General features: G+C 42.3%; 11 protein-coding genes. All 11 read right to left on the bottom strand.

Translation table 11 applies throughout. From position 1 onward, the window contains the following. Positions 1 to 214: 214 nt before the first annotated feature. Positions 215 to 616: a hypothetical protein gene (locus tag ACRWP9_RS09680; protein ID WP_434925847.1), complete on the bottom strand. Its 402-nt coding sequence runs from the start codon at positions 614 to 616 to the stop codon at positions 215 to 217. A gap of 530 nt (positions 617 to 1,146) precedes the next feature. Next, positions 1,147 to 1,530, bottom strand: a complete 384-nt coding sequence (locus tag ACRWP9_RS09675) for a hypothetical protein (protein ID WP_434925846.1) — start codon at positions 1,528 to 1,530, stop codon at positions 1,147 to 1,149. Between the two features lie 385 nt (positions 1,531 to 1,915). Next, positions 1,916 to 2,674 (bottom strand): SDR family oxidoreductase, encoded by a 759-nt coding sequence (locus ACRWP9_RS09670; protein ID WP_434925845.1) that lies wholly within the window; start codon positions 2,672 to 2,674, stop codon positions 1,916 to 1,918. Between the two features lie 12 nt (positions 2,675 to 2,686). Beyond that, entirely contained in the window at positions 2,687 to 3,592 is a 906-nt protein-coding gene (gene mmsB / locus ACRWP9_RS09665) for a 3-hydroxyisobutyrate dehydrogenase (protein WP_434925844.1), read from the bottom strand. A gap of 12 nt (positions 3,593 to 3,604) precedes the next feature. Further along, complete coding sequence (locus ACRWP9_RS09660; RefSeq protein ID WP_434925843.1) at positions 3,605 to 4,720, bottom strand: enoyl-CoA hydratase/isomerase family protein; 1,116 nt, start codon at positions 4,718 to 4,720, stop codon at positions 3,605 to 3,607. Next, on the bottom strand, positions 4,720 to 5,499 hold the full coding sequence (locus tag ACRWP9_RS09655) for an enoyl-CoA hydratase (RefSeq protein WP_434925842.1): 780 nt from the start codon (positions 5,497 to 5,499) through the stop codon (positions 4,720 to 4,722). Before ACRWP9_RS09655 ends, ACRWP9_RS09660 begins: the two co-directional genes overlap by 1 nt. Before the next feature lie 55 nt (positions 5,500 to 5,554). Beyond that, a complete protein-coding gene (locus ACRWP9_RS09650) occupies positions 5,555 to 6,712 on the bottom strand; it encodes an acyl-CoA dehydrogenase family protein (RefSeq protein ID WP_226410270.1) in 1,158 nt (385 codons plus the stop codon). Positions 6,713 to 6,829: 117 nt separating this feature from the next. After that, on the bottom strand, positions 6,830 to 8,323 hold the full coding sequence (locus ACRWP9_RS09645; protein ID WP_434925841.1) for a CoA-acylating methylmalonate-semialdehyde dehydrogenase: 1,494 nt from the start codon (positions 8,321 to 8,323) through the stop codon (positions 6,830 to 6,832). Between the two features lie 170 nt (positions 8,324 to 8,493). Next, positions 8,494 to 9,678, bottom strand: a complete 1,185-nt coding sequence (locus ACRWP9_RS09640; protein ID WP_434929010.1) for a thiolase family protein — start codon at positions 9,676 to 9,678, stop codon at positions 8,494 to 8,496. A 218-nt stretch (positions 9,679 to 9,896) separates the two neighbouring features. After that, complete coding sequence (locus ACRWP9_RS09635) at positions 9,897 to 11,840, bottom strand: tetratricopeptide repeat-containing diguanylate cyclase (RefSeq protein WP_434925840.1); 1,944 nt, start codon at positions 11,838 to 11,840, stop codon at positions 9,897 to 9,899. A gap of 118 nt (positions 11,841 to 11,958) precedes the next feature. Then, complete coding sequence (gene metA, locus ACRWP9_RS09630; protein ID WP_434925839.1) at positions 11,959 to 12,912, bottom strand: homoserine O-succinyltransferase MetA; 954 nt, start codon at positions 12,910 to 12,912, stop codon at positions 11,959 to 11,961. Positions 12,913 to 12,945: the final 33 nt, after the last annotated feature.

The raw sequence follows: 12,945 nt of genomic DNA, 5'->3' as shown, positions 1-12,945 counted from the left end.
TAGCCAATAATTTTGGGTGGCCATGTTATTCGTTTGTGGGTGGCCATGTTATTCGTTTGTGTTTGCTGTAAACGATGATTTGACAGTTAAATGACAGACGAAGTAGATGAATTTGTTGATTGATTTTAATTTGACTGCAAAAGCAGTCAAATAAGTTAGGCTCGCCTATTGACTGGCGGAAGGCTCATATGTGTTATACGTAATATACACCAAACTAAAATATACTGTTCTTACCTTTGATCGTGAACATTTCACCGATAATTAACTCTGTTTTAGTTAACTCGTAAGGTACGACAACGATAACTGAATAACCACTAACGTGATCTAAATCTACAGCAATTGAATCAGAGCCATTAACCATAACGTCATAAACCAAAGCTGATGCAATAATTTCTTTGGCTTTAGCTGAATCGATGTAGTGATTTTTAAGTAAGTCGATTAATTCTGATGATTTAGGTCTTTCTTCACCATTTGAAGCAGATAGGTTAACTTGTTCGCCATTTGGTTTCATTATTTCACCAAATGGAAAGAACTCTTCATTTTCCAACAAAAGTTGTTTAGCTATTGGAAATACAGAATCAAATAACTTTTGAGTTTCAACTTTTCCTTGTTCCATATTACTTCCAAAACAATTAAAACTTAGGATTAAAAATATTGCAGCGAGCTTAGTATTCATAATTACGTATAACGCCCCAAGCAGCGGAAAACGCGAACGCTTTGGCGCAGCCAGTGAGTGGTTTTCCGATGACTTGGTTTGTTATATGTCATTATGCTTATCAGCCAGATTATAGTAAGAAGAGTCTATTTTTCTCATCTCCAAATAACCAAATAAAATGCTTAATGGGCATATAGTAAGGATTATCACGACTGACAATGTACTCATCGCGTCTTCTGAAAAAATGGACTCAATTACAAGCACCATAATTAAAACAATAACTCCGCCATAGATGAAAAAATCTTGCCGCTTTGAGATCTTCAAAAGAGACAGATTGTTTAATTCTACTGAACAACTAGGGCATTTAAATACGGTACAATTCTTTGTTTCAACTCTGTCATTTAGATGTAAATAACCAAACTCTTCCCTGCATTCTGGGCATTTCATTGAGTCGACCTCTTTGACATATAACGCTCAAAGCAGGCGTGCGTTTACGCATCGCCCTGCCTTTGCTTGTTAAGTTTTGTGCCCGAACGAAGCCCAAAACCTAACCATGTTGTTAAAATATGCAGGGCAAGAAAAACCCCGACACCAAAATTAAGACTAAACAGAAAACTAGCTAATATGCTAGCCAAGCCAAACACGACAAGATTTTGTATCCAACCAATTTTTATATCTTTTTCGTTTAACTCACACCAATCCCACCAAAGGATATTCCACCACAAACTAGCTGCGGCGATGTACTCCAATAACCATCGATAAAGCCCTGTAACGCCTCTTCGCTTTAGCTCGGATTCTAAACCTTGAATGTACTCGTCATCGTGTTGCGTATCTAAGTAACGCTCACCAATGATTGAAAAAGTGCTTCTGTTCATAATGAAAACTTAACAGCTTACTGAACGACTCGACCGATAAAGCCGAGCGTTTAAGTTATTGATTAATATCATCCTACATTTGCTAGGTCTTTGAAGTAAAGCAATTTAATGACTGTTACACTCAAATATAAAACTTAAATTGCGCGTTAAAAGTACCTGCGGCCAATGTAAAAAATAAATCAAACAAGATCAATATATTAGAATAGTCCGGTTCTTATCAATACCGTCCTTTAGACTGCTTTTTGTTCACATAAGGGGTGGGGACTTGCTTGCGGCGTGTCTTAGACGCATTGGAATTAAGCAGCAGACTAAATAAAGATAAATACTCATCAGCAAAAAGCCGAGCTAGGCTCGGCTTTGTTTAACGATAATATCAAGCTTAAGATTACAGGCGAATGCCGCCGTCAATTTCAAATACACGACCATTTACATAATCGTTTTCAATGATAAAACGTACGGTAGAAGCAATTTCATGGGCTTCACCTAAACGTCCTACAGGAACCATTTTCGTCATGCGCTCTAACGCTTCAGGCTTCATCGCTGCGGTCATTTCAGTGGCTATAACACCCGGCGCCACTGCGGCTGAACGGATATTATAACGGGCTAGTTCTTTGGCCCAACCGACAGACATTGCTGCAACACCTGCTTTTGATGCTGAATAGTTAGATTGCCCCATGTTACCCGCTTTAGCTAGGCTTGAAATGTTGATAATCACGCCCTGCTGGCCAGTTTCAATCATGGCTACAGCAGCTTCACGGCCGCACAAAAATGTGCCGGTTAGATTGACATTAATGACTGACTGAAATTTTTCATAGGACATACGGTCAGTTACTTTACCGTCTTTTGCTTTAACCATTAAACCATCGCGCAAAATGCCCGCGTTATTGATTAACACATTAATATGCCCAAAATCTTCGCGAATAAAATTGAACCCCGCAACTACATCTTCTTCGTCGGTAATGTCGAACGCATAACCTTGCACTTCAGTTATTGCACCTAAGTCTGCACACGCTTGCTCAAGTTTTGCTTGGTCTACATCGATAAGCGCCAATTTTGCACCTTGGGAGGCTAAATCATGCGCCATAGCAAGACCTAAACCACCCGCGCCACCTGTGATAACGACAACCTTATCTTTTAATTCCATTACCGAGTCCTTTTACTTTTTATTTTGATTGGCAAATTGTTCAAAAATGCTCGAAAAATCAAGACGACCATGACCTTGACGAGCATGGTTAACATATAAACTACGCGCTAATGCGCCCATTGGGGTACTTGAGTTTGAACCTAAGGCAGTTTGTTGTGACAAGCCTAAGTCTTTCACCATTAGATCAACTATAAAACCACCTTGATAGCCTTTTGATGATGGCACATTTTCCATCACGTCAGGACAAGGGTTATATTTTTCAAGCGTCCAGTTTCCACCGCTGCTGACTTTCATGATATCAGACAATACTTTAGGATCTAAACCGTTATCTATGCCTAATTGCAAAGACTCGCTAGTGCCAACCATTAATACTGATAACAGCATGTTATTACAAATTTTAGCAATTTGACCTGCACCGACCTGACCAGCATGGAAAATATTTGCCCCCATTACCGTTAATACCGTTTGTGCCTGGGTAAAGGCCGCTTCGGTACCGCCGCAAATAAAGGTCAATGTCCCTGCTGCTGCGCCTGCTGTGCCACCAGAAACAGGAGCATCCATAAAGGCGAGGCCTTTTTCAGCGGCTTTAGCGCCGACTAATTGCGCTGTGGCGGCATCAATGGTTGAGCAGTCAATTAATAAGGTGTCTTTACCGACAACATCTAATAAACCTTTATTGTTGTCATCACCCATATAGATACTTTGAACGTGTTTGCCCGCTGGTAACATACTAATGACATAGTCGGCTGACGCCGCTGCGCCACAAGCTGTTTTGGCGCTTAATGCGCCTTGGTCAGTTAATGCTGCTACGGCCTGTGGATTAAGGTCAAATACCGTTACCGTCATGCCCGCTTTAATTAAATTGGCCGCCATAGGGCCGCCCATGTTGCCTAATCCAATAAATGCTACTGTTGCCATGTTCAATTCCTTTTAAAAGTCTTTTAATGGGTGGTTATTCGCTTGCCAAGGTGAAGTCAATAATGCTGATAAAGCGTCATCAGTGACGTCTGCCACATCAGTAAAACGCCATTGTGGATTACGGTCTTTATCAATAAGCAGCGCCCTTACCCCTTCACAAAAATCGCCGTGAGAGCAACAGTTAACGCTAACACCTAGCTCCCATTTAAAGCAATCTGCTAAGTCTAATTCTGTACCCAGTGCTGCTTGAGCAAACACTAAATGCCAGCTTAATGGGCTGCCTGCTAATGCGGTTTTTTGTGCCCGTTTAAGCCAGTCTAGTTCGGTTTGTAAGCTAGACAATTGATGGTGAACATCTTCAATATCACCTGACATGAGCAAATTAATCTGTTGCTGGAATTGTTCTAGTGGACTGTCGCCAAGCGCCACTGAGACTTTATTTTGCATCGAGGTTAATAGCTGTGTTAACGCTTGATGATTCACATCGGCATTATCATTCCAGTGAATATCAGCTAGGGCATCAAACAGCGGCTCTTTGTCATCACTGGCTAGAAAATGAGTACCGACATTGACATACATGGCATCTGCCGCGTTCATGTTGTACGCCGTCAGCCCTAAAAATAGCCCGGTTTTGCCTGGCATCCGATTTAAAAGGTAGCTGCCACCCACATCTGGGTATAAACCAATAGTCACTTCAGGCATAGCAATACGGCTGCGCTCGGTTAATACGCGATGACTGCCGCCGGCCATTAAGCCTAATCCGCCGCCCATCACAATGCCATCGCCCCACACTAGTACTGGCTTGCCAAACTGATGTAGCAAATAATCTAACTGGTATTCTTGAGTGAAAAACTCACAGGCTTCGTCAGTCATTTTATTTGGGTTAGCGATTGAGGCATGATAAATAGCCCGCACATCACCGCCGGCACAGAATGCTTTTTCGCCGCTACCTTCTAATACCACTAAGGCGATATCATCATTGGTTTGCCATTGCAGTAATTGAGCGGTCATCGCCTTCACCATATCGATATTCAGTGCATTAAGCGCTTTTTCGATATTAAGGGTGACGATTCCGATAGACTTACCCGATAATGTGCCGAGAGTTTGAAATATGACATCTTGGGTCATTAGCAGTTTCTCCAGTTTGGTTTACGCTTTTCAAGGAAAGCATTAACGCCTTCGGCTTGATCTTCTGTATCGAATAGGCCGATAAAAAGCTCACGCTCTAAAGGTAAAGCCTGTGCGCGTGGCATTGTGCGTCCAACCTGAATTAAGGTTTTACATACCGACACACTGCTAGGTGATTGACGTGCCACTTTTGCCGCCAGTGCAATAGCCGCATCTAAGGCTTGTCCTTGCTCAACCACTTCTTCCACCAAACCAATTTTTTCAGCTTTAGCGGCATCAATGCGTTCGCCGCATAAAATCATCCGTTTTGCCCAGCCTTCGCCGACCAATGCGGTTAAGTTTTGCGTACCGCCAGCACAGGGCAATAAGCCCACACTGGCTTCAGGTAAGGCCATTTGCGCTTGCGCTTCAGCAATACGGATATCACAGGCTAAAGCCACTTCTAAACCACCGCCCATGGCATAACCATTAATAGCGGCAATGGATACACCACGAAAGGCACTTAATGCCTCAAATGCGGCACCAAAATGCTTGGCCATAGTGGCTGCATTGCCTTTGTCGCCATCGGCAAATAAATTTAAGTCAGCACCGGCAGAGAAAAACTTCTCGCCTTGACCAGTAATAACCAAAGCATAAATCTCTTTATTGTCATTTAACTCAAGCACTTTAGCGGTTAGCGCTTGTAAACTTTGTGCCGTCCAGGTGTTAGCTGGCGGGTTATTCATTTTAATAATGGCGGTATTTCCGTCAATACGCACCCAAATAGCTTCTGTGGTCATTGTTATAGCCTTATCGTCCGTTGAAATTGTCTAGTTTGAATGATTAGCGACCCGATTAACGAATTGGGTGAGCGTTTTCATCCAGTAATCGACGGGCAATAATCAACCGCATAATTTCGTTGGTACCCTCAAGAATTTGATGCACGCGCACATCACGGAAATGACGCTCTAACGGATATTCACGAATATAGCCATAACCACCATGAATTTGCAGCGCCGCGTCACAAACCTGAAAACCAACATCAGTTGCAAAGCGTTTTGCCATTGCACAATAAGCACTTGATTCTGGATCTTGCATGTCTAATTTAAACGCCGCTAATCGCACCATTTGGCGCGCAGCAACTAATTCTGTCGCCATATCAGCTAACTTAAATTGTAATGCTTGAAATGCCGCTAACGGTTTGCCAAATTGCTTACGCTCATTCATATATTGAGTGGCGCGATCAAGTGCTGACTGCGCCGTACCAATAGAACAAGTGGCAATATTGATACGCCCGCCATCTAAACCTTTCATCGCAAAGGTAAACCCTTGGCCTTCTTCACCTAAAAGATTAGTCACCGGGATGCGGACATTTTCAAAACTGATTTGTCTTGTTGGCTGTGCATTCCAGCCCATTTTATCTTCCGCTTTGCCGTAAGATACACCCGCTGCATCGGCCGGAATAACAACCGCTGAAATGCCTTTAGGGCCTGCTTCGCCAGTGCGGCACATCACCACTAATAGCTCGGTTTCACCCGCGCCAGAAATAAACACTTTTGAACCATTAATAATGTAATCATCACCATCGCGCACCGCTTTAGTTTGCAGTGATGCGGCATCACTGCCTGAACCCGGTTCAGTTAAACAATATGAGGCTAATAGCTGACCTGTAGTGAGCCCTTCTGACCATTGACTGCGCACTGTCTCAGAACCCCAGGTTGTCACCATCCAGGTGGCCATATTATGAATAGTCAACATGGCGGTGGTTGCGGTGCAACCGTAAGATAACTCTTCAAAGATAATTGAGGCATCTAAACGTGATAAGCCCATGCCGCCTTCAGACTCTGGTGAATATAATGAGCAAAAGCCCAGTTCACCAGCTTTTTGAATCACGTCTTTAGGGAAGTGGTGCTCTTCATCCCACTTAGCCGCAAACGGAGTTAATTCATCGGCGGCAAATTGACGGGCAAGATCAGCAAATTGGCGTTGATCTTCATTTAAATTAAAATCCATTGAGGGACTCCTAATTTGTTATGTTTGATGACTCTTGGGTCATTTGTTGGCAGGCCAAAGGGAATTTAACCTGCCATTAGGTCTTGTTATTATCTTAAATCTAATCGAAATATAAGCTTATTTAAGATTAATGCTCATATTTGGACCGCTAACTGCGTCCGTTTCAAACCAACGTGAAGTAATGGTTTTAGTTTCAGTATAGAAACGTACCGCTTGCTTACCGTATGCGTGTTGATCGCCGTAAAAACTGCCTTTCCAACCTGTGAATGAAAAGAAAGGTAAAGGCACAGGAATTGGCACGTTAATACCCACTTGGCCGACTTCTATTTCGTGTTGATATTTGCGTGCAGCGCCACCCGATGCGGTAAAGATTGAGGTGCCATTGCCGTATGGACTGTTATTCACCAATTCAATCGCATCATCTAAATTGTCAGCTTCCATACAACATAAAACAGGGCCAAAGATTTCTTCTTTGTAGATGCTCATGTCTGTAGTGACTTTAGAAAACATGGTTGGGCCAACCCAGTTACCTGACTCATAGCCTTCAACGGTAAAGTCACTGCCATCTAGCAAGCATTCAGCCCCTTCTTGTTTGCCTTGCTCGATTAAGCTTAATACCCGTGTTTTAGCCGCAGGGCTAATCACTGGGCCATAGGCCGCATCAGCATCATTCCATAAACCTGGACGTACTTTGGCTAAAGCTTCTTTTAATTCTGGGATCCACTCTTTGGCTTTACCGACAAATATCGCCACTGAAATGGCCATACAGCGTTGACCTGCCGCGCCAACAGAAGCGCCAACTAAATTATTAATCACATGTTGTTTGCTTGCATCAGGCATGATCACGCAGTGATTCTTTGCCCCAGCAAACGCTTGCACACGTTTAAGGTTATCTGTACCTGTTTTGTAGATGTATTGACCTACCGCGACAGAGCCGACAAACGAAATTGCCTTGATGGCTGGATCACGCAGTAAAATATCAACCGCCGCTTTATCACCATGAATAAGCTGTAATACGCCTTTTGGCGCACCTGCTTCAACAAATAACTCTACTAAACGTTGTGGTGTCATCGGGTCTTGTTCAGACGGCTTTAAAATAAAGGTGTTACCGCAGGCAATGGCTAATGGGAACATCCATAAAGGGATCATCGCAGGGAAGTTAAATGGCGTAATACCAGCACAGACGCCAAGCGGTTGGGTGTAGCTATAGGTATCAATATTGCGGGCAACGTTTTCAACGGTTTCGCCCATCATTAATGAGGCAACATTACAGGCGTGCTCTGCCACTTCAATACCGCGCCATACATCGCCTTTAGCATCTTCAAAGGTTTTACCGGTTTCTTGGGCTAAAATAGTCGCGATTTCATCGTGATGTTCTTTCAACAGGTGCTGGTAACGTAACATCACCCGAGCACGTTCTGATACTGGCACTTCTTTCCAGGTTTTAAACGCTTCTTTTGCACTGTGAATTGCTTGCTCAACTTCAGCAGGTGTCGCCGCGTTAATTTTAGCAATCACACCATTATTAATGGGGTTAGTGACATCGATATTTTGCGTGCCAGTACCCACTGTGAACTCGCCATCAATATAATGTTTTACTTGTATGGTCATAATATTTCCCTTTGAACCAGATTAAATCGGGGTAAGCATTAATGGCGATGATGTTGTATTTATCCCAATCACTTGGTATCGGGTTATTGCTCATTAATGCTTGTCTTGTTGAATGTTATGTTTTCTAAATCGTACTCAGCGTCAAGCGCTTTATACTTATACTTTATACTTTATACTTCAATCGCCATGGCCACGGCTTCACCGCCGCCAATACATAATGACGCTACACCACGATGTAATCCGCGTGCTTTTAATGCGTGAATTAAGGTCACGAGCAAACGTGCGCCAGAACAACCAATTGGATGACCTAATGCACATGCTCCGCCATTAACATTGACTTTATTGGCGTCTAAACCAAGTTCAGAAATCGCTAACATAGTCACCATGGCAAATGCTTCGTTGATTTCGAATAAATCAACATCATCCTTAGTCCAATCTACTTTACCAAGCAATTTGTTCATCGCGCCTACTGGTGCGGTAGTGAACATGGCTGGCTCTTGTGAGTGTGTGGTATGGCCTTTGATAGTAGCTAAAACCGCTAAACCTAAATTGGCGGCTTTTTCACGGGTCATCAGCAATAACACCGCGGCACCATCAGAAATTGAGCTAGAGTTGGCTGCGGTAATAGTGCCATCTTTAGTGAATGCTGGACGTAAACTCGGAATCTTTTCAGGACGGGCATTACCCGGTTGTTCATCGGTATCAATAACAATATCGCCACGGCGATCGCTAACTGTTACCGGAGTGATTTCAGCTTTGAAGGCACCTGAGTTAATCGCATTGTTGGCTTTTTCAAGTGACGCTAAAGCAAAGGCGTCCATTTGCTCCCGGGTTAAGCCAAAGTCATCTGCGGTTTTCTGAGCAAATGTGCCCATAGCGCCACCAGTGTAGGCATCTTCTAGGCCATCTAAAAACATATGGTCCATCACTTTGCCATGGCCCATACGCATGCCACTGCGCGCTTTATCAAGAAGGTACGGTGCCTGACTCATGCTTTCCATGCCGCCAGCAATAACCACTTCACTGCTACCCGCTTTAATTAAATCATGGGCTAACATGACGGTTTTCATTCCTGAGCCACAGACTTTGTTAATCGTAGTCGCACCAACTGAAAGCGGTAGACCTGCGCCTAATGTTGCTTGACGAGCTGGCGCCTGACCTAAACCTGCAGGTAATACACAACCCATGAGCACTTCATCAACACTGGCAGAAGCGATACCACATTCGGCAATTAAACCTTGAATAGCGGCGGCCGCCAAGGCTGGGGATTTCACTGATGACAATGCACCTTGAAAGCCCCCCATTGGGGTGCGCTTTGCTGCAACAATGACGATATCTTGAGCCTGATTGGCCATTCCAGCTTGCTGTGAACTCATAACTACTCCATTAAAAACTAATTATCACAAAAAAACACCATATCACTTTGACGTTTACGCGAACGTAAAGCAAGTAATAATTAGTCTAACAAGTGGATGAATTTCGGTCCATGTGTCAGTGAAGATTTACACCAATAAATAGACGCTTAATCAGGAATAATTGAACCTAGCGTTATCACGGGGAGTTGAGAGAAAAATTAAACACTTTTAAGGTAAAGTTGAACTTGATTTCGACCTTGATTTTTAGCTTGATACATCGCCAGATCGGCTTTTTTAACCAAATCGGCAAAATGCTGCTCACTTGAATCATGGTTCCAATTTGAATAGGTGCTATTTGAGGCAACAGCAACACCCAAACTAATTGTAAACCCAACGGTAACACCACTAAACTTGAAAGGCTGTTCAGCTATGGCGTTCCTTAAACGCTCAGCAATTTGCATGGCTTCATTGGTATCAACATTGGGCAGAATGCATAAAAACTCTTCACCGCCTATCCTGCCAATAATATCGGTTTGCTTAATATAACTTTGACTACGACCTACTGCGGCAGCTATCGCTTTATCACCAATGTCATGACCAAATTGATCATTTATTTTTTTAAAGTGGTCAATATCAAACATTATTAATGCTAAAGATTGATGGTGTTCTTGGCATTGTTGTAAACGTTTTTGTCCTTCTTGGAAGGTAAACCTGCGATTCGCGATACCGGTTAAAAAATCTGTTTGTGCACGTCGAATAAATTGTCTTCTCGAATAAATTAAGAAAATCACCAACACAGCTAAACTTGCGGCAATGACGATAAAGATAAACATAGATAACTTGGTTATTCTTTGCTTATCTATTTGACTGTTTAAGTTTAATTGATTTATCGACAACTCTTTTTCAAGCAATTGATTCTCATATTGAGTCATTTTAACATTATGATTGAGTGAAGCTAACACCACATCATTGGAAACGGCCTGTTCGATATGATTTTTTTCAACAGCTATTGCAGAAAACAAATACTCTAACGCAGTAAAATAATCGCCTTCAGAAGAGTAGTATATCGCTCTAACTTGCTCAATTAAGGTTGCTGATTGGCCATTAAGACCATCTGAATTAAGAAACCGCTCTGCTGTTTGCCCTGCCGATGCAATATCTTGATAATGAAATAAGCTTAGTGCCAATAAGCCTAAGTTTTCAGTAACAAATAAAGCTTCCTCGGTTTCTGTTGAAGCATCATTGGCCATTTCAAATGATTGAATTGCAGATGAATATTCTTGTCGCCCAAGGTGGTAACGACCTTGATTGAAGTAATAGAAAAATGGCAGGTCTTTATTATTTTTCATTTGCACCATTAACGCTGACATTTGCTTGAGGTAATCGTCGGCACGTTTCCATTTAGTCAGCATAATCGCTTCGCCAACTAGATTGTGTAACATGTTAAACATACTCTTTTTATCATCCGCTTGCTGCCAATGATTGAATGCCTGTTGAAAGTATTCTTCCGCTTGCCTGTGCAGGTGATTATCACGATAAACCGCGGCAGTCGCATTAAAAATCATTGCCAATTTATCGGGCGCTAATTGATATTTTTTGGCAATATCTAAGGCTTCGGATAAGTGCAAAAGGCCAATATCAAAATTATCTGCTTGGTTAAAGCAATAGGCTGTTTGCGCTAATGCATGGACTAATAGGTCTTGATCTGATTGTTTCCGGGCTAATTTGACTGCGTTAATTCGATCAGGACAATACTGTTTATAATCGTTGGTCTGCAAGGACACTATAAGAGAACGAGCCAGATAGGCTTTAACCAACAGTGAGGGTTTAGGGGTGACTAACAGTAAATCTATGGCTTGTGAGTAACTGCCAAAAGCCTTATCAAGTTGCTTATTTTGCTGTTGCGCTGCGGCAAGGTGAAATAATAACTGGGCTTTGTCTTCAGCTGAGCCATGGCTAATAAGCGAGAGTTGTTGAGTAATATAGTCAATTTTTTGGGCTGGTACATCAATGCGAGTTAAATCTTGTTCAATTAAGCTTAAATCAGGTGAATTTGCCGCAATACTTATTGACCCATATAGGTAAGCCAATAACGCTATGCCTTTAAAGACAGCACAGTAACGTACAAACTGGCGAGTTATAATTGCCGCTAAATTGAACATAGCCTTAAATTCATCTCAAAAGATCAACCGTATCTCTAACATAGCGCTAATTTAAATCAATTGGAAACACCTATTTAGACATTATCAGCAATTATTTTTTAGCCCTATTCAATAGCGATTACCCTTTAGCTTGCTTACTTTCCCACGGTGTCATCTTGCTCATGTCCGATAGGTCATACGGCGTTAACTGGTAAACATAATAGTTAAGCCAATTACTGACCAGCAAACTACCATGGCTGTGCCAACGTGCTATTTGATCCTGGCTGGGGTCATCGTTACGATAATAGTTTAAGGGAACATTTGGATTCAAACCTTGGGCTAAATCACGTTGATATTCATCGTTCAAAGTGCCTTTTTGGTATTCAGGGTGTCCCATAACGAATAGATTTCGGCTATCACGGCTTAAAACGATATAGGCACCAGCTTCAGCTGACTCAGCTAAAATGTCAACGTCATTATTGCGGCGAATGTCTTCAATGTTAATTTCGGCAAAACGCGAATGCGGTGCATAAAATTCATCATCAAAACCACGTAGTAAAGGATGTGGTTCAGTTGCCCTAACATGATTAAACACACCCGAGCGTTTTTGGTCTAATAAGCCACGATTTATGCCATATAAATGAAATAATCCCGCATGTGCCGCCCAACACAAAAACAATACCGAGGTCACATGCTTTTGGGACCAATCGATAATTTCTTTAATGTGGTCCCAGTAGACAACATCTTCAAAGTCAATTTGCCCTAAAGGTGCACCAGTAATGATAAGCCCATCATAATTATTGTGTCTAACGTCTTCAAAATCACGATAAAAGGTATTCATGTGGTCAACCGAGGTATGTTTAGACTCTTTATCATGAATACGCAGTAAATCGACGCCAACTTGTAATGGTGTATTACCCAGCAAACGAAGCAGTTGGGTTTCTGTCTCAATTTTATTAGGCATCAAATTCAAGATAAGCACCCGCATAGGACGAATGTCCTGATTCGCTGCGCGAGTTTCTGACATCACAAAGATATTCTCTGACTCTAAAATACCTGCTGCGGGTAAATCATCTGGAATTCGAACCGGCATACTACATCCCTTACCTAATTATTAATCGACAAA

Source organism: Shewanella sp. HL-SH2, assembly GCF_051164935.1.
In the GTDB taxonomy this organism is placed as follows: domain Bacteria; phylum Pseudomonadota; class Gammaproteobacteria; order Enterobacterales; family Shewanellaceae; genus Shewanella; species Shewanella glacialimarina.
Note: the sequence above shows the minus strand (reverse complement) of the source record. Positions and strands in the feature narration are given on the sequence as shown.

Bases quoted from the DNA above. Each gene is read 5' to 3' on its own strand.
- ACRWP9_RS09680 (WP_434925847.1), bottom strand. From the start codon at position 616: ATGGAACAAGGAAAAGTTGAAACTCAAAAGTTATTTGATTCTGTATTT.
- ACRWP9_RS09675 (WP_434925846.1), bottom strand. From the start codon at position 1,530: ATGAACAGAAGCACTTTTTCAATCATTGGTGAGCGTTACTTAGATACG.
- ACRWP9_RS09670 (WP_434925845.1), bottom strand. From the start codon at position 2,674: ATGGAATTAAAAGATAAGGTTGTCGTTATCACAGGTGGCGCGGGTGGT.
- mmsB (WP_434925844.1), bottom strand. From the start codon at position 3,592: ATGGCAACAGTAGCATTTATTGGATTAGGCAACATGGGCGGCCCTATG.
- ACRWP9_RS09660 (WP_434925843.1), bottom strand. From the start codon at position 4,720: ATGACCCAAGATGTCATATTTCAAACTCTCGGCACATTATCGGGTAAG.
- ACRWP9_RS09655 (WP_434925842.1), bottom strand. From the start codon at position 5,499: ATGACCACAGAAGCTATTTGGGTGCGTATTGACGGAAATACCGCCATT.
- ACRWP9_RS09650 (WP_226410270.1), bottom strand. From the start codon at position 6,712: ATGGATTTTAATTTAAATGAAGATCAACGCCAATTTGCTGATCTTGCC.
- ACRWP9_RS09645 (WP_434925841.1), bottom strand. From the start codon at position 8,323: ATGACCATACAAGTAAAACATTATATTGATGGCGAGTTCACAGTGGGT.
- ACRWP9_RS09640 (WP_434929010.1), bottom strand. From the start codon at position 9,678: ATGGCCAATCAGGCTCAAGATATCGTCATTGTTGCAGCAAAGCGCACC.
- ACRWP9_RS09635 (WP_434925840.1), bottom strand. From the start codon at position 11,840: ATGTTCAATTTAGCGGCAATTATAACTCGCCAGTTTGTACGTTACTGT.
- metA (WP_434925839.1), bottom strand. From the start codon at position 12,912: ATGCCGGTTCGAATTCCAGATGATTTACCCGCAGCAGGTATTTTAGAG.